Annotated in this window: 15 protein-coding genes; 14 read left to right on the top strand and 1 reads right to left on the bottom strand. The window is 40.1% G+C overall.

Annotated elements, in window-relative coordinates; all coding sequences use genetic code 11:
- Positions 1–29: 29 nt before the first annotated feature.
- The 7 genes from IEX65_RS23065 (at position 30) to IEX65_RS23035 (ending at position 7,424) form a co-directional block, all read left to right on the top strand.
- Positions 30–797 carry a 3-hydroxyacyl-CoA dehydrogenase gene (locus IEX65_RS23065; protein ID WP_188769804.1) on the top strand — a complete coding sequence of 256 codons (768 nt, stop codon included), beginning with the start codon at positions 30–32 and terminating at the stop codon, positions 795–797.
- 64 nt (positions 798–861) lie between these two features.
- Positions 862–1,728, top strand: coding sequence for an amidohydrolase family protein (locus tag IEX65_RS23060; protein WP_188769803.1), 867 nt, complete (start codon positions 862–864; stop codon positions 1,726–1,728).
- Positions 1,729–1,850: 122 nt separating this feature from the next.
- Positions 1,851–3,083: a flavin-dependent oxidoreductase gene (locus IEX65_RS23055; protein ID WP_188769800.1), complete on the top strand. Its 1,233-nt coding sequence runs from the start codon at positions 1,851–1,853 to the stop codon at positions 3,081–3,083.
- A gap of 3 nt (positions 3,084–3,086) precedes the next feature.
- A complete protein-coding gene (locus IEX65_RS23050; RefSeq protein WP_229250842.1) occupies positions 3,087–3,701 on the top strand; it encodes a DUF3237 domain-containing protein in 615 nt (204 codons plus the stop codon).
- Positions 3,702–3,751: 50 nt separating this feature from the next.
- Entirely contained in the window at positions 3,752–5,050 is a 1,299-nt protein-coding gene (locus IEX65_RS23045) for an MFS transporter (protein WP_188769798.1), read from the top strand.
- Between the two features lie 65 nt (positions 5,051–5,115).
- Positions 5,116–6,219 (top strand): 5-methyltetrahydropteroyltriglutamate--homocysteine S-methyltransferase, encoded by a 1,104-nt coding sequence (locus IEX65_RS23040; RefSeq protein WP_188769796.1) that lies wholly within the window; start codon positions 5,116–5,118, stop codon positions 6,217–6,219.
- An 89-nt stretch (positions 6,220–6,308) separates the two neighbouring features.
- Positions 6,309–7,424, top strand: coding sequence for an alpha/beta hydrolase (locus IEX65_RS23035; protein WP_188769794.1), 1,116 nt, complete (start codon positions 6,309–6,311; stop codon positions 7,422–7,424).
- Between the two features lie 142 nt (positions 7,425–7,566).
- Here IEX65_RS23035 and IEX65_RS23030 read toward each other — a convergent pair whose 3' ends face one another.
- Entirely contained in the window at positions 7,567–8,445 is an 879-nt protein-coding gene (locus tag IEX65_RS23030; protein WP_188769792.1) for a helix-turn-helix domain-containing protein, read from the bottom strand.
- Between the two features lie 224 nt (positions 8,446–8,669).
- On the opposite strand from IEX65_RS23030, the gene pcaH reads away from it, so the two are divergent.
- The 7 genes from pcaH to pcaF all read left to right on the top strand — a co-directional run bounded on the left by pcaH (position 8,670) and on the right by pcaF (position 16,356).
- A complete protein-coding gene (gene pcaH, locus IEX65_RS23025; protein ID WP_188769790.1) occupies positions 8,670–9,377 on the top strand; it encodes a protocatechuate 3,4-dioxygenase subunit beta in 708 nt (235 codons plus the stop codon).
- Between the two features lie 83 nt (positions 9,378–9,460).
- The gene (gene pcaG / locus IEX65_RS23020) at positions 9,461–9,988 is read left to right on the top strand and encodes a protocatechuate 3,4-dioxygenase subunit alpha (protein ID WP_188769789.1); all 528 of its coding nucleotides are present in this window, start codon (positions 9,461–9,463) and stop codon (positions 9,986–9,988) included.
- A gap of 30 nt (positions 9,989–10,018) precedes the next feature.
- Positions 10,019–11,320, top strand: a complete 1,302-nt coding sequence (gene pcaB, locus IEX65_RS23015; protein WP_188769787.1) for a 3-carboxy-cis,cis-muconate cycloisomerase — start codon at positions 10,019–10,021, stop codon at positions 11,318–11,320.
- Positions 11,320–12,456 carry a bifunctional 3-oxoadipate enol-lactonase/4-carboxymuconolactone decarboxylase PcaDC gene (pcaDC, locus tag IEX65_RS23010; protein ID WP_445447105.1) on the top strand — a complete coding sequence of 379 codons (1,137 nt, stop codon included), beginning with the start codon at positions 11,320–11,322 and terminating at the stop codon, positions 12,454–12,456. Before pcaB ends, pcaDC begins: the two co-directional genes overlap by 1 nt.
- A 19-nt stretch (positions 12,457–12,475) precedes the next feature.
- Complete coding sequence (locus tag IEX65_RS23005) at positions 12,476–13,654, top strand: 4-hydroxybenzoate 3-monooxygenase (protein ID WP_188769782.1); 1,179 nt, start codon at positions 12,476–12,478, stop codon at positions 13,652–13,654.
- A 54-nt stretch (positions 13,655–13,708) separates the two neighbouring features.
- A complete protein-coding gene (locus IEX65_RS23000; protein ID WP_188769780.1) occupies positions 13,709–15,055 on the top strand; it encodes a 3-oxoacid CoA-transferase in 1,347 nt (448 codons plus the stop codon).
- Positions 15,056–15,147: 92 nt separating this feature from the next.
- Positions 15,148–16,356: a 3-oxoadipyl-CoA thiolase gene (gene pcaF, locus IEX65_RS22995; RefSeq protein ID WP_188769778.1), complete on the top strand. Its 1,209-nt coding sequence runs from the start codon at positions 15,148–15,150 to the stop codon at positions 16,354–16,356.
- Positions 16,357–16,366: the final 10 nt, after the last annotated feature.

The raw sequence follows: 16,366 nt of genomic DNA, 5'->3' as shown, positions 1-16,366 counted from the left end.
GTTATCAGCGTGCCAAAATTTAACGAGAAATGAAAATAGAAAACAATACATTCTTAATCACGGGCGGAGCTTCGGGATTAGGTTTCGCAACTGCAAAAATGATTGTAGAAAATGGCGGAAATGCTGTTTTACTCGACGTAAACGAAGAAGCAGGAACGACCGCACAAAGCAATTTAGGTACAAAATCGAAATTCATAAAAACTGATGTAACCAACGAAGTGCAAGTGCAAAGTGCTGTTAGTCAGTCGATTGAAGCTTATGGAAGTGTCGAAGGAATCATCAATTGTGCAGGAGTAGGCCCAGCGAAAAGAGTAGTTGGTAAAGATGGTCCACATCCGCTGGACTTCTTTCAGAAAGTAATCAATATAAACCTAATCGGCACTTTCAATACCCTTAGATTAGTAGCCGATAAAATGCAAAACAATGAACCAAATACCGAAGGCGAAAGAGGAATTATTATAAACACCGCCTCAGTTGCAGCTTTTGATGGGCAAATCGGACAAGCAGCTTACTCGGCATCGAAAGGTGGAATTGTAGCCATGACCTTGCCAATTGCTCGTGAATTTGCTCGAATGGGCATCAGAGTAATGGCTATTGCTCCAGGTATTTTTGAAACGCCTTTATTAGCATCACTACCACAAGAAGCTCAAGATTCGCTGGGAAAACAAGTGCCATTTCCACCACGCTTAGGCCGACCAGCAGAGTTTGCCAATTTAGTAAAACACATCATCGAAAACACCATGCTCAACGGCGAAGTAATCCGTCTTGATGGAGCGATAAGAATGGGAGCTAAATAATGTTAGATGATGAATGTTTGATGTTGAATCAAGCGTTCATCATTCAACATCAAACATCAAAAATATGATAGATATAAATAAAGTAATTGCCATAGACGTACACACGCATGCCGAAGTGTCGTGTTGCCAACCACATGATGATTATCGTCCAGAGTTAGACGAAGCATTTGCCAAATATTTCAAATCAGATAAACGCCCGACAATTCAAGAAACGGCCGATTTCTATCGTGATAATAATTTAGCATTTATAATGTTTACCGTTGATTCGGAACATAATGTTGGTAAACGTCGCATCCCGAATATTGAAGTTGCTGAAGCAGCTCTCAAAAACGATGATGTGATGATTGCATTTGCTAGCATCGACCCGCACAAAGGTCGAATGGGAGCAAGAGAAGCCCGTGATTTGATAGAAAATTATGGTGTAAAAGGCTTTAAATTTCATCCAACGGTGCAAGGTTTTTATCCTTACGATAAAATGGCTTATCATCTTTACGAAGTTATAGCCGAATACAAATTACCGATGTTGTTTCATTCGGGGCATTCGGGTTTTGGCTCGGGTGTGCGTGGCGGAGGTGGTTTGCGTTTAGAATATTCAAATCCGATGCACCTTGATGATGTGGCGATTGATTTCCCCGACTGCCCAATTATTATTGCTCACCCAAGTTGGCCGTGGCAAGATGAAGCCTTGAGCGTAGCGATGCACAAGCCCAATGTTTACATTGATTTGAGTGGCTGGTCACCCAAATATTTTCCGAAACAACTCATTCAATATGCCAATACAATGCTCAAAAATAGAGTCCTTTTCGGCACTGATTTTCCATTAATTACTCCCGAAAGATGGATGAAAGATTTTGAAGAAGCAGGTTTCAAAGAAGAAGTAAAGCCATTGATTCTGAAAGAAAATGCTATCAGAATGCTCGGATTAAAGTAAAAGTGTAGAAAACACAATTAAACTATCGCTTTCTGATTGTTTTTGCATATTTATTCTCTTATTTTGCATAGTATAATCACGGTATAATGCAGAATTTTGTTGGAAAATTATAATTATATTTAATGAAGATTATTATTATCGGTGGTGGGATTGGTGGTTTGACCGCCGCATTGAGCCTTCATCAAGCTGGATTCGAGGTTAAGGTTTTTGAATCGGTCAAAGAAATAAAGCCTTTGGGCGTAGGTATCAATACACTTCCGCATAGTGTTCGAGTATTAACAAATCTGGGTTTACAAGAAAAAATCGCTAAAAATGCCATCGAAACGAGTGATTTAGTCTATTTTAATAAATTCGGTCAGCAATTCTGGACAGAACCACGTGGACGTTTTGCTGGTTACAAATGGCCACAATTTTCGGTGCATCGTGGGGTTTTGCAAATGTTGCTTTTTGATGAGGTTGTGGCGGTTTTGGGCAAAGATGCCATTCTGAAAAATCACCATTTAAGTCATTTTGAACAAACCGATAGCGAAGTAATTGCTCATTTTATAGATAAAGACACCAACGAAAAAATACGGGAAGAACGTGCTGATATTTTAATAGGTGCCGATGGCATTAATTCCGTTGTGCGTCAGCAGCTTTATCCGAACGAAGGCCCGCCAGTTTATTCCGAAAATGTACTTTATCGTGGCACAACCACCATGAAACCATTCTTAGATGGCACATCTATGGCAATGATTGGGAGTTTACGCCAAAAAATGGTGGTTTATCCAATTGGTCAACCAGATGCTGATGGCAATTGCTTAATTAATTGGGTAGGAAACATTAAAGAAGGAAAATCGAAACTAACGGCTCGTGATTGGAATCGAGAAGCCGATAAAGCAAGGTTAGTTGATTTATATAAAGATTGGAAATTCGATTGGCTCGATGTACCAACGATGATTGATGGGGCAAAAGCCGTTTATGAATTTCCGATGTCTGACCGAAACCCTTTAGATAAATGGACTTTCGGGCGAGTTACGCTTCTCGGCGATGCCGCTCACCCGATGTATCCGATTGGCTCAAATGGTGCTTCACAAGCTATTCTTGACGCCGATTGTCTGACCGAATGTTTGAAAAGTACAAGTAACCCTTTGGAGGCTTTAATCGAATATGATAAAGAAAGAGTGCCAGCGGCTGCTAAGGTGGTTTTACAAAACCGAGCCAAAGGCCCCGACGAAATCATGGATATGATGGAAGATTGGTTTCCGAAAGGTTTTTCGAAAGATGAAATTCCGCATGAAGAACTGGCAAAAGTAATGGATAATTACAAAAAAGTAGCTGGTTTCGATATACAGACCCTTAACCAAAAAAACTAAGACATGAAACACTTACTTAACTTCAAAAATGTGATGTTGATTTTCACTGAAAATAAAATCCGTGTAAATCTGCGTTTCCAAAGGAATCAGCGTCATCTGCGTGCCATTATTTGTATCGTTTTCTGCCTATTAAATATGAATTCATTCGCCCAAAGCACACCCGAAGCACCAAATTTAGAATTTGTTTGTGAGTTAAAAGTGAAACTCAAAGCACCGTATATAGTAGGAGATACGCCTCACGGAATGCGTAGAATTATTCCAATCATAGGCGGAGGTTTTGAAGGTCCAAAAATGAAAGGCGAGATTTTGGATGGCGGTGCCGACTGGCAAATTGTAAGAAAAGATGGCGTAGCCGAGCTGGAAGCACATTATCAAATCAAAACCGACGATGGCGTAATAATCTACATCAAAAATACAGGTTTGCGAGTAGCTACTCCTGAAGTAGCTGCTCGAATCGGACGAGGAGAAGCTGTTTCGCCATCAGAGTACTATTTCCGTGCGATACCAAAATTTGAAGCCCCTCAAGGCAAATACGAATGGATGAATAATGCCATTTTTATTTGTAAGGGCATCAGAAACCCAGATAACGTAGCAATTCAAGTTTGGAAAGTAAATTAATGTTTTGCTTACAAACAACCCTATATTCAACCATATATACCTAATAAATAATGACTTTCAACCCTAAAGCTCTCATCGATAAAAATCCGATGACAGGTCTGCAGTACGCAACAATTTTTGTTTGTTTTCTGATGAATATGCTCGACGGCATGGATGTTTTGGTTATTTCTTATACCGCACCAGCCATTGCCAAAGATTGGGATATTAGTCCTGCGGCTCTCGGCACTGTCTTCAGTTCTGGATTATTCGGAATGACTCTCGGTACGCTCTTTTTAGCACCTTTTGCCGATAAAATTGGTCGAAAAAGTATTATTCTCATTAGCGGCATCATCATGGGTGTTTGTATCTATCTGACGTCCTATTCTACATCAATCACTCATTTACTGATTTATCGTTTCATAAGTGGGCTTGGTATCGGAAGTATGCTGGCCAGTACAGCTTCACTTGCTTCTGAATATACGCCTAACAAAACCCGTGATTTTTGGGTGAGTTTTGTTATTTCGGGCTATCCAGTGGGGGCGGTTTTGTCGGGTTTGGTAGCTGCAAGAGTCATTCCTAATGATGGTTGGCAGCACATGTTTCGCATTGCGGGAATTGCCTCTATGTTTTCGGTGCCTTTGATTTTATTCTTTTTATCAGAATCAATAGATTTTTATCTACGAGCTCAACCAACCAATGCTCTTGAGAAATTGAATAAGATTCTCGTAAAAATGAATATTCAGCCAATAGAAGCATTGCCAATCGTTGAAAAACTGAAATCAAAACTACCAGTTGACCAACTACTAAAATCAGATTTTCGTAAGCCTACAATTCAGCTTTGGGCAGCCTTATTTATGGCTTTTGCGGCTTTATATTTTCTCACAAGCTGGATTCCGAAGTTGGCAAAAGATGCAGGGCTTTCGATGGAATTGGCCATTTATGCAGGCACAATCTTCAATCTCGGGGCATTTTTCGGAATCATAACACAGGGGTATTTTTCGAGTAAATATGGTCTGAAAAAAACTTTGGGAGTGATATTGGTGCTAACGGGCGTATTGATGGCTTCGTTTGGACTTTTCGTAGGTTCAGATATTGTTTTACTCATTTTTGCACTTTTAGGTTTCGGAATTCAAGGTGGTTTTGTGGGATTGTACGCACTTTCTGCCAGATTATACCCAACTGAATTTCGTACTACGGGTGTGGGCTGGGCAATGGGAGCAGGGCGTTTGGGCGGCATCGTTGGGCCAACTTTAGCTGGATTTTTGATAGCTGCTGGGTTGGGTATTGCTACTAATTTCTTGATTTTTGCCTTACCAGCTGCCCTTGCAGGCATTATTACTTCAAGAATTGATTCTAAAGAAATAAGTTAAAATTAATGATTAATGGTTGATGTTTAGTGTTTTATAAAAACGTCAGCCCTCAAAAACTAAAGAAAATGTCAAATTTCAGAGCCGACCACGTGGGTAGCTTACTACGCACACCAGAAGTAAAAGAGAACCGTTTGAAGTGGAAAAAAGGAGAAATTTCTGCGGAAGAACTAAGAGCAATCGAAGATGCAGGGATTGCCGAAACTGTAAAGCATTTAGAAGCAACAGGCATGAAAGCCATCACCGATGGAGAGTTCCGTCGTGATTATTTCCACCTCGATTTTTTGAAAGAATTGGCAGGTGTAAGCGTAACGGGAGGTATTGAAGCTAACCCAAATGCCAAAGCTGCCGAAGATGGTTTTACACCACCTGTTTTGAGTGTAACAGGCAAGCTCAAACACGTAAAAGACATTCAAGTAGCCGATTTTAATTATCTAAAAACGGTTGTTTCGCAGACGCCAAAAGTTTCGATTCCTTCACCAACCATGATTCACTTCCGTGGTGGCCGCAAATCAATTGATATTAATTCGTACCCTGATATGGACGAGTTTTTTGCCGATTTATCTGCTGCTTATCGTGAAGAAATCGCTCATTTATACGATGCGGGCTTGCGTTATTTGCAGCTTGACGATACCAATTTGGCGTATCTCTGCGACCCTAAAATGCGTGCAGCTGCTCAAGCAAGGGGCGAAGACCCGAATGAGCTTCCTCGCACGTATGCAGCTCTTATCAACTCAGTAATTGATAATCGTCCAGCCGATTTGACGGTGGGTATTCACCTTTGTCGTGGAAATTATCGCAGTACGTGGTTTGCCGAAGGTGGTTATGAACCAGTTGCCGAAATTCTCTTCAATTCGATTAATGTTGACCGTTATTTGCTCGAATACGACGACGAGCGTTCGGGCGATTTTGCTCCGCTTCGTTTTGTTCCGAATAACAAAAAAGTTGTTTTGGGAATCATTTCATCGAAAAAACGTGAACTCGAAAACATTGATGACCTCTGCAAGCGTATCGACGAAGCGGCACAATATACGCCAATCGAAAATCTGTGTGTGAGCCCTCAATGTGGTTTTTCGTCAACTCACCACGGTAACGACATGAGCCACGATGACCAATGGCGTAAGCTTGATTTGACAGTAAATACCGCTCTAAAAGTTTGGGGAGAAGCATAAAACTGTGGGTCGAACCGAGCGTCGGCCGTCTCCAGATTCGACCTGCGTACTAACCTATTATTATAAAACTTAATTCGTAGCTATTCACCATGAAAAAAGTCTTAATCTTGTTATTTATCACACAGGCAATTTTTGCTCAAAATGTTGCCAAAATTGATACAGGCAGCATCAATGGAGCGAAATATCGGATTCTTTTTCCCGAAAATTGGAAAGGAAAATTGGTGATGTATGCACACGGCTACGAATTTATGGGGTCGAAGCCTGCACAAAGTCAAAATCCAGAATTTCCGAAGCGAATGACACCTTTTTTGGAAAGAGGCTTTGCCGTAGCCTCTTCTGATTATGCGTTTCAAGGCTTGGCTTTGGTTCAAGGAGTCGATGATACGGAGGCTCTGCGACAATACTTTGTAAAAAAATACGGTCAGCCCGATTCAACGTTCATGACTGGGCATTCGATGGGTGGTGGCATAACGTTGGCTACGCTCGAAAACTACGGACAAAATTATAACGGAGGCTTTCCGATGTGTCCGCTGGCAGGGCGTGTTTATCTGCAAACCCGCAAGGAGTTCGATTTATTTGCTACTTTCAATGGGCTTTTCCCTGGTATCGCTACTTCTCTGCATGATATTTTTGATATGTCGAAGCCAAAAGAGCCAATTTCTATGCAGGCGGGTTTTCGTAAGGCCGTATTGATGAAAAAAGCAATTTATGCTAAAGATTCTTTACTCGCTGTTGAATTTGCCAAACATTTTGATTTAAAACCTGATGATTTAGCTTTTTCTTTAGCATTTGGTGAAGGTGTTTTGCGTGATATTGCTCAGAAAGCAGGTGGAAATCCTTACGACAATACCAATACTGTTTATGGAAGATTTCCGAATAGCTTGCTCGTAAACCAGAAAGCCGAGAGATTGGCCGCAACGGTTAGTCAGAATATTTTATTCGATAAATATGATAGAACTGGAGCAATTGATAAACCAGCTTTGGCTTTACATACGATTTATGACCAACTGATTCCTGCCGATTTGGCGATTGTGAGTTACGAAAATTTGATTCAAAAGCAGGGAAAACAACAGTACTTTAGCGTAAAATACACAAATGGGCAAGGCCATTGTAACTTTACTAACGAACAAACTGGTAAAGCTTTTGATGAACTGAGAAATTGGGTAAAAACTGGTCAAAAGGCAAAAGCAGGTTTCGTGGAGTAAAATTCTTTAAATGTTCAAAGTTTGTAAGTCTTGAAAAAATGTAATCGCAACGGCGAACTGTTCGTCATTCACCACTCGTAATTTCTTAAAACACTTACATAAATTTCTACTTAGAAAATGGCGGCTTCGGTCGCCTTTTCTATTATATTTTCTTGAATTCGCTTGGCGAAACCCCCGTTTGTTTCTTAAAAAGTCGTGTAAAGTAAGCAGGGTCTTTAAAATTGAGTAAATACGACACCTCTGAAATCGAATAATTTGTATTAAGCAAATACTTTTTGGCCTCGGCAATCAGATAATCCTGCACAATCTGCAAAGCCGATTTCTGCACTAAAGCATTACAGATTCGGTTGAGATGTACGGTTGTGATATTTAATTCTTTGGCGTATTCGCTTATGGATTTGGTTTCTTGTATCGTACGCTTGATGTGCTTCTGAAATGCTTGAAAATACATCAAAGTACGGTTATCCGAAGCTGAAATGGTGTTTTTGAGTGAAAAACTAAAACGATAGATACTGATAAAAAATAAAGTAAACAACGACTGAACAACGGTTTGTTTTTCGAGATTCTCCTCGTATAACTCTTTCAAAATCAGGCTTTTATAATTCTTTATTTGTTCAAAAATACTCGGGTCATTATCAAACTGGAGGTATTTCAAATGATTGAGTTCGAGCAGAATTTTGGGCGAATTTTTGAAAAGCGTTTCCAGAAAATTTTCCGAAAAAGTTAAAACTTCACCAATGATACTTGGCTCAAAAGCAAAACCGTGCAGGGTATTGGTCGGAATCATAATCAAGCAAGGGCCTTCGATAGCAACTTCATTTTGCTCCGAAATCAGAACCCCACTTCCCGACTCAATCATAAAAATCTGACATAAATCGGTGTGTAGATGTTCGTTGATTTCCCAATCATACATCTTACTCCGCACTTCGAGCGACTCATGATGAATAAAATCGGGCAAAAGCGGATAATGATTATCGCCATAAAGACCTTTGAAATTGATAATCTGCTTCGAATTACTCATGTTTATTTTTTACAATCATTATTTCATTGATTTATGCCATTTTCTATCATAAGTTCTTTTTAATCAATATTTTATTTCATAAATATACTATAATTATTGAATTTTATAAAATAGTATGTTTAAATTGTACAAGTCTTATTTTGATTAATCCAAGATTAAGTTTGATAATTAGAATACTTTTGTAGGGTAAAAATGGCTATTCAATACCTCTAATTCTCAACCAAATGAGCAATATCATTTATAATCAATTCGACCGTGAAGTACATCCGCCGTACTTAGCTCCTGAATACAAATCAACAATTCTGCGAGCTCCAACCAAACCTTTAGTTATTTTGAAACAATCGCTTTCTGAACTCACAGGCCCAGTTTTTGGAGATTTCAATTTAGGAGAATTCGACCACGACCTTACCAAAAATTCAATAAAAAATGGTGAACCATTGGGCGAAAGAATTGTAGTTCACGGCAAGGTAATGAATGAAAATGGACAGCCAATCCCAAACACTTTGATTGAAATTTGGCAAGCTAACTCATGCGGTCGTTACGTACACAAAGTTGACCAACACGATGCCCCACTCGACCCGAATTTCTTAGGTGCAGGGCGTTGCATGACCGATAAAGATGGGAATTATAAGTTTTATACTATCAAACCTGGGGCATATCCTTGGGGAAACCATTACAACGCTTGGCGTCCGAATCACATACATTTTTCGTTGTTTGGGGCAAATATTACCAATCGTTTGGTTACACAAATGTATTTCCCTGGCGACCCGCTCTTGCAGCATGACCCGATTTTCTTGGGTGTTCCACCAAAAGGCCGTGAATTATTAATCTCAAAATTCGATTTAGATGCCACCGAGCCAAACTTTGCTCTCGGCTACCGCTTCGATTTTGTACTAAGAGGCCACAACGCAACACCTTTTGAAAAATTGTAAAAAAACAAAGACAGTCTTTGAGTAACGATTTACGGAACAAATGTTCTTAATCGTAAATCGTCATTCGTAAATCGTAAATTGAAATGAAACAAACTCCCTCGCAAACAGTAGGCCCATACTTTGCTTATGGACTTACACCCGAGCAATATTTATATGATTTCAAGCAATTGGTTGGTAATCAGATGGTTAGTCCAATCGAACACAGCGAAGCTATCACCATTACAGGAAAAGTTTTCGATGGTAATGGTGATGTGATACCTGATGCAATGATTGAAATTTGGCAAAATGATGGCGAAAATCAACTTTTTGGGCGTTTCGGTACAGGAACTGATGCTCAGAATCGCTTTATTTTTAGCACAATTAAGCCAAAATCAATTGATGGGCAAGCTCCGTATCTTTCAGTAATTGTTTTTATGCGTGGGCAGCTGATACATTCTTATACTCGCATTTATTTTTCTGACGAGGCTCAACTCAATGCAGCTGACGAAGTGCTAAATGCTATTCCTGTTGATAGAAAAAATACATTAATTGCCGAGAAACAAGGCAATAATTTGTATGAGTTCAATATCAATATGCAAGGCGAAAACGAAACTGTGTTTTTTGAAGTATAAAACCCCTAACCCCTAAAGGAGAACAAAAATATGTCTCTTTATTCGGAATACTTTTATTCAAAGGATATAAACAATTTATTCTCTGACCATCAGATAATCGCTCAAATGCTGCGTTTTGAGGGAGCTTTGGCAGTTGCTCAAGCCGAAAATGGTATTATTCCACCCCAAGCTGCCCAAATCATCGAAAGTTGCTGTCAGGCAGACTTTATTGATATTGATAAACTCAAATCAGAGATAAAGTTGGGTGGAAATGCCGCTATTCCTTTGGTGAAGCAGCTTACTCGAATCGTAAAGAATAATGATGTAGAGGCATCGAAATATGTACATTTAGGAGCAACCAGCCAAGATGTGGTAGATACCGCAACTGTTTTGCAGATGCAGGAATATTGGTACTGGCTAAATGATAAACTGACCGAATTATCGAATTTATTAGTAGAAACTACAAAAAAACACCGTAGTACATTGATGATTGGTCGGACGCTTCTCCAACAAGCCCGCCCAATTACGTTTGGCCTTAAAACTTCAGGATGGCTGCAAAGCATTGAGCGAAGCAAAGAACGAATGAAAAATACTCAGAAACGGGTTTTGGTCATTCAGCTGGGAGGAGCAGTTGGTAGTGGAAATGCAAATTTGTCAAAGCTCGTTCAGCAAAGTCTTGCCGATATTCTCGACTTAAAACCATCGTTTTCGTGGCAATCAAACCGTGATAATTTAGTTGAAGCCGCATCCGTTTTCGGGATATTAAATCAATCGCTTGGAAAAATCGCCAAAGATGTATCATTAATGATGCAAACCGAAGTTGGTGAAGTATTTGAAGGAGCGGGCGAGGGCAAAGGTGGCTCCAGTACTATGCCGCATAAGCGAAACCCTGTTACATGTGCTGCTATATTGGCTAATGCCAACCGAATTCCAAATTTGGTAGCTACTATATTGGCTTCGATGCCCCAAGAACACGAGCGTTCAGCAGGATTGTGGCATTCAGAATGGGAAGTTTTAACCGAAATTATGTTGCTTACGGCAGGAAGTATTGAAAAAGCCATAGAATTGATTTTAGGTTTAGAAGTTGATGAGCAGAGAATGCTACAAAATCTTGAATTGACTAAAGGTTTGATTTATGCTGAAAATGTCTCGCTGGCACTGGCCACAAAAATAGGTAAAATTAATGCTCATGAATTAGTTGAAAAAGCCTGTAAATCAGCCATTTATCAACAAAAACATCTAAAAGATATCCTCGAAGAAATGAATGTCGATTTACCAAATTTAGAAGAATTATTTAAAGCCGAAAACTCGATTGGGAATAGTTTGGAAATAATTGATGAAATACTAAAATGATGATGAACTATAAAATACAAGGTACACCAAACAGTCCCGTTTTGATTTTCTCCAACTCATTAGGTTCGGAAATGATGATGTGGGAAGAACTGATTCCATATTTATTACCATATTTCAGAGTATTACAATACGATACTCGTGGACATGGTGGTTCAAAAAATAACATCAGAAACGAAGGCTATACAATAGAATTATTGGGCAAAGATGTAATCAATTTAATGGACGAACTTAACATCGAAACCGCCTATTATTGTGGATTTTCGATGGGTGGTTTGATTGGACAATATCTTGGTATAAATCACCCAAATCGCTTTAAAAAGATAGTTTTGAGCAATACAGGGGCAAAAATTGGGAACGACGAACGCTGGAATGGTCGTATCGAAACCATTTCAAAGAATGGAATGCAAGCAATCGTTGAAGACACAATGGAGCGTTGGTTTACCGAAGATTTCCGAAAACAAAATCCGCAAAAAGTATCCGAAACACACGCCATGTTTTTGCGAAGCGATGTGCTGGGTTATTCAAATTGTTGCTGTGCCATTCGTGATGCCGATTTCAGAAATCAACTACAAAATTTGAGCGTTGAAACTTTAGTTATCACAGGCGATGAAGACCCCGTTACGAATGTCGAGCAAGCAGAGTTTTTAGTTTCCAACATTCCAAATGCTCAATTAAAGGTTCTTCATGCTCGCCACTTAGCCGCCACCGAACTGCCGAAAGAATACGCCCAAGTTTTAATAGATTTTTTTGTAGGCGAAGCCACTTTTGATAAAGGAATGCACGTCCGCCGAACGGTTTTAGGAAATACTCACGTTGACCGAGCAAATAGCAAAATAAATGAGTTTAATGCTGATTTTCAGTCGTTTATAACTAATTATGCGTGGGGCGAAGTTTGGACAAGACCCAATCTTTCAAAACATAACCGTAGCCTTATCACGATGGCGATGTTAATTGCTCTCAACCGCCAAACCGAGTTTAAGATGCACGTCAGAGCAGCCTTTAATAATGGTGTTACGGTCGATGAAATCAAAGAGGTAATCATGCAATCGGCTTTGTATTGTGGTTTACCAGCTGCTAATGAAGCAACTCACGCCGCCGAAGAAGTATTTAGAGAATTAGGAGTCAACATTTCATAAACAACAGACCATATTTATAATGAAAACAATAAAAACCCAGGTTGGAATTATCGGTGCTGGCCCTGCTGGACTTACGTTGGCTTTAATGCTACAAAAGCAGGGTATTAAATGTGTAATTATAGAAAACCGTAGCCGAGAATACGTCGAAAACCGTGTTCGTGCAGGCCTTTTAGAACATAATACCGTAGAAGTTTTTGAAGAACTGGGCGTAGCTGACCGTCTCCACCAAGAAGGGTTGGTGCATCATGGTTGTTATATTGCCTACAATGGTATTACGCAACGCATTGATTTTCAGAAACATACGCAAAGAGAAGTAACTATTTATGGTCAGCAAGAAGTTGTAAAAGACTTGATAAAAGCTTGTTTGGATAGAAAAATTGAAATCATTTTTGAGGCAGAAGCGACCGAAATCAATGATTTTATGACCGAAGAGCCAAGTATTTCGTTTACTCATGGCGGAGAAAATGCTATTTTAAACTGCGATTTTGTAGCAGGAACAGATGGTTTTCACGGTTTAGGCCGAAAAACATTACCCAAAGAATCTTATAACGAATTCAAGATTGAATATCCGTTTAGTTGGCTGGGAATATTGGCTTATTCAAAACCCACTTATGATGAATTGATTTATGCTTTTCACCACGAAGGTTTTGCCTTGGCAAGTATGCGTTCTGAGAAGGTGTGTCGCTTATATTTACAAGTACCTAACGATGAAAAAATAGAAAATTGGTCGGACGAGCAAATCTGGACTGAGCTCGAAAATCGTTTGGGTATTGAACTTGACAAAGGAGAAATTTTTGAAAAAGGAATTACGCCAATGCGTAGTTTTATGATTGATAATCTTCAAGCCGGACGCTTGTTTTTGGCAGGAGATGCCGCTCACATTGTGCCGCCAACGGGTGCAAAAGGCTTAAATTTGGCAGTAGCCGATGTAAGAAATTTAGCTAAAGGAATTACGGATTTCTATAAAAATGGCAACGAAGATGCATTAAATAATTACACTAAAAAATGTGTTTCAAGAGTTTGGCGAGTACAAGATTTCTCAAACTTTATGACATATTTGTGCCACAAGCAAGCAGAAAATGGCAGTTTTGAGCAATTATTGCAAAAGTCAAAATTTGATTATTTAAGAATGTCAGAAGCTTATCAAAAGACCATTGCCGAAAATTATGTCGGTTTGCCGTTTGAGGCGTTTGAATAAACTGTGGAGCGAACTTCCAGTTCGCAGATTATATTAACATATAAAAAAGACTACATGAAACAAGTACCCATAATAGATTTACATACAGCCGCTTCGATGGTCAAAGAGGGCGATGTTTTACTACAAGGTGGCTTCGGGATGACAGGAAATCCTGTTCACTTGATGCACGCATTGGCCGAAACAGGCACGAGAAACCTAACTTTTATAGGAAATAACACTGGTGAACCGGGTTTGGGTGGCGATAGACTTCTCGCAAACGGACAACTCAAAAAAGTAATAGGCTCATTTTTTACCTCAAATCCAAATGCCGTAAAAGCTGTGCAAGCAGGTTTGGTTGAAGCTGAACTTTTACCGCAAGGAACACTGGCCGAGGCCATTCGTGCGGGCGGTGCAGGTATCGGTGGATTTTACACACCCACCTCAGCAGGAACAAAAATTGCCGAAGGCCGTGAAACCAAAGTGATTGATGGCGTAGAGCAGGTTTTCATCAAAGGAATCAGAGGAAATGTGGCGTTTATCCGTGCTTGGCGTGCTGATACCGCAGGAAATCTACAATACCGAATGACAGAAAATAACTTTAATAAAGCAATGGCAACCGCTGCCGATTTGGTCATTGCTGAAGTGGAGGCAATTGTTCCTGTTGGCGAAATTGCCCCCGAAAATGTGCATACACAAGGTTGTTTTGTAGATTATTTAGTACAAGCTACGCTTACACTCGAAGATTTAGGTACATCGGCATCAGTTTCTTCTTCAAAGAAAGTAGATGAAGTCAGAATGAACATGGCAAAGCGTGCGTTGGCCGAACTAAAAAAAGGCGATGTAGTAAACCTCGGAATCGGTATTCCGACTTTGGTAGCCGATTTAATAACAGAAGAACATGGAATTATTCTTCATACCGAAAACGGAATGTTGGGTGTAGGTCCAGTACCAACTGATGGTGGCGGAGCAATGAATTACCCAGTAAATGCAGGAAAAATTCCCGTAACGCCATTGCAAGGAAGTAGCTATTTTGATAGTGCCGAATCGTTTGCGATGATTCGTGGTGGACATATCGACGTGGCCATCATGGGAGGTTTAGAATGTGACGAAGCCGCAAATCTTGCGAACTGGGCAGTACCAGGGAAACCGCTTTTGGGTGTAGGTGGAGCAATGGATTTAGCCAAAGGAGCAAAGCGATTGATTATCACTATGACACACACAAATTCTGATGGTTCCCCTAAAATTGTACCATCGTGTGTTTTGCCTTTGACTGCTTCGGGTGTAGTAAGCATGATTATTACTGATTTGGCGGTCTTTGCCTATCCAGCAGGTAAACTTACGCTTATCGGACTCATGCCAAATGTTGCTTTAGAAGAAGTAAAAGCCAAAACAAGTGCTAATTTTGACATAAAACTATCATAAAAATGGCATGCTGATACCGCAGATACTATCGTAACGCTGATAAGTACGGATTTCAAAATTAGCGTCGTTATCAGCATTCCAATATCAAAAGAATGAAAGAATCATATATCATAGATGCCATACGCACACCAATCGGAAGTTTTGGTGGCAGTTTATCTCCTATGCGTGCCGATGACTTGGCAGCCTTACCAATCAAAGAATTAACTAAAAGAAACCCCAATATCCCACTCGAAGCCATCGAAGATGTGATTTTGGGTTGTCATAATCAAGCAGGAGAAGATAACCGAAATGTGGCTCGTATGGCCTTGCTTTTAGCGGGTTTACCTTATACAGTTCCAGGAGAAACTGTCAATCGTTTATGTTCTTCGGGAATATCGGCCGTAATTCATGCTAATCGTGCTATCAAAGCAGGCGATGGCGAGGTTTTTATTGCGGGAGGAATGGAACACATGACTCGTGGACCTATGGTGATGAGTAAATCATCAAAACCATTTGGTGGAGATGTGCAACTTTTTGACTCATGTTTCGGATGGCGTTTTGTGAATCCACAAATGCACAAAATGTATGGCACTGATGCCATGGGCGTAACTGCCGAAAACTTAGCCGAAATGTATAGTATCAGTCGTGAAGACCAAGATTTATTTGCTCTTCGCTCACAACAAAAAGCCTTTGCTGCACAACAGAGTGGTGTTTTAGCCGAAGAAATTATAGGTGTTGAATTGACTGACAGAAAAGGCAACGTAACAATTTTTGATAAAGATGAATTTATCAAAGGAAGTTCTACCTTAGAAGGTTTAGCCAAATTAAAAGCGTCATTCAAAAAAGAAAATGGAACTGTTACCGCAGGGAACGCTTCGGGTTTGAATGATGGAGCAGCAGCGATGTATATTGCCTCAGAAAATGCCGTAAAAAGCTATAATCTTACACCAAAAGCCAGAATCGTATCATCGGCCGTAGTAGGAGTAGAGCCACGAATCATGGGAATTGGGCCAGTTGGAGCAACTCAAAAAGCCCTCCAAAAAGCAGGTTTGACCCTAAACGATATAGACGTAATTGAGTTTAATGAAGCCTTCGCAGCACAATGTTTGGCAGTTTCAAGAAACCTTGGTTTAGCTGATGATGATGCCCGTATTAATCCAAACGGTGGAGCAATTGCTCTCGGTCATCCACTCGGAATGTCGGGAACTCGTATCATTCAAGCGGCTGTAAATCAACTCGTTAGGACCAACAAACGCTACGCCCTTGCTTCTATGTGTGTAGGTGTGGGCATGGGTTATGCCGTGATTATTGAGCGAGTGTAGCGGTGTATCG

This window comes from Emticicia aquatilis, assembly GCF_014644295.1.
GTDB lineage: Bacteria > Bacteroidota > Bacteroidia > Cytophagales > Spirosomataceae > Emticicia > Emticicia aquatilis.
This window is presented reverse-complemented; position numbering and strand designations above follow the sequence as displayed.

What these genes read in the sequence shown, in the direction of transcription:
- IEX65_RS23065 (WP_188769804.1), top strand. Translation starts at nt 30, where the DNA reads ATGAAAATAGAAAACAATACATTCTTAATCACGGGCGGAGCTTCGGGA.
- IEX65_RS23060 (WP_188769803.1), top strand. Translation starts at nt 862, where the DNA reads ATGATAGATATAAATAAAGTAATTGCCATAGACGTACACACGCATGCC.
- IEX65_RS23055 (WP_188769800.1), top strand. Translation starts at nt 1,851, where the DNA reads ATGAAGATTATTATTATCGGTGGTGGGATTGGTGGTTTGACCGCCGCA.
- IEX65_RS23050 (WP_229250842.1), top strand. Translation starts at nt 3,087, where the DNA reads ATGAAACACTTACTTAACTTCAAAAATGTGATGTTGATTTTCACTGAA.
- IEX65_RS23045 (WP_188769798.1), top strand. Translation starts at nt 3,752, where the DNA reads ATGACTTTCAACCCTAAAGCTCTCATCGATAAAAATCCGATGACAGGT.
- IEX65_RS23040 (WP_188769796.1), top strand. Translation starts at nt 5,116, where the DNA reads ATGTCAAATTTCAGAGCCGACCACGTGGGTAGCTTACTACGCACACCA.
- IEX65_RS23035 (WP_188769794.1), top strand. Translation starts at nt 6,309, where the DNA reads ATGAAAAAAGTCTTAATCTTGTTATTTATCACACAGGCAATTTTTGCT.
- IEX65_RS23030 (WP_188769792.1), bottom strand. Translation starts at nt 8,445, where the DNA reads ATGAGTAATTCGAAGCAGATTATCAATTTCAAAGGTCTTTATGGCGAT.
- pcaH (WP_188769790.1), top strand. Translation starts at nt 8,670, where the DNA reads ATGAGCAATATCATTTATAATCAATTCGACCGTGAAGTACATCCGCCG.
- pcaG (WP_188769789.1), top strand. Translation starts at nt 9,461, where the DNA reads ATGAAACAAACTCCCTCGCAAACAGTAGGCCCATACTTTGCTTATGGA.
- pcaB (WP_188769787.1), top strand. Translation starts at nt 10,019, where the DNA reads ATGTCTCTTTATTCGGAATACTTTTATTCAAAGGATATAAACAATTTA.
- pcaDC (WP_445447105.1), top strand. Translation starts at nt 11,320, where the DNA reads ATGATGAACTATAAAATACAAGGTACACCAAACAGTCCCGTTTTGATT.
- IEX65_RS23005 (WP_188769782.1), top strand. Translation starts at nt 12,476, where the DNA reads ATGAAAACAATAAAAACCCAGGTTGGAATTATCGGTGCTGGCCCTGCT.
- IEX65_RS23000 (WP_188769780.1), top strand. Translation starts at nt 13,709, where the DNA reads ATGAAACAAGTACCCATAATAGATTTACATACAGCCGCTTCGATGGTC.
- pcaF (WP_188769778.1), top strand. Translation starts at nt 15,148, where the DNA reads ATGAAAGAATCATATATCATAGATGCCATACGCACACCAATCGGAAGT.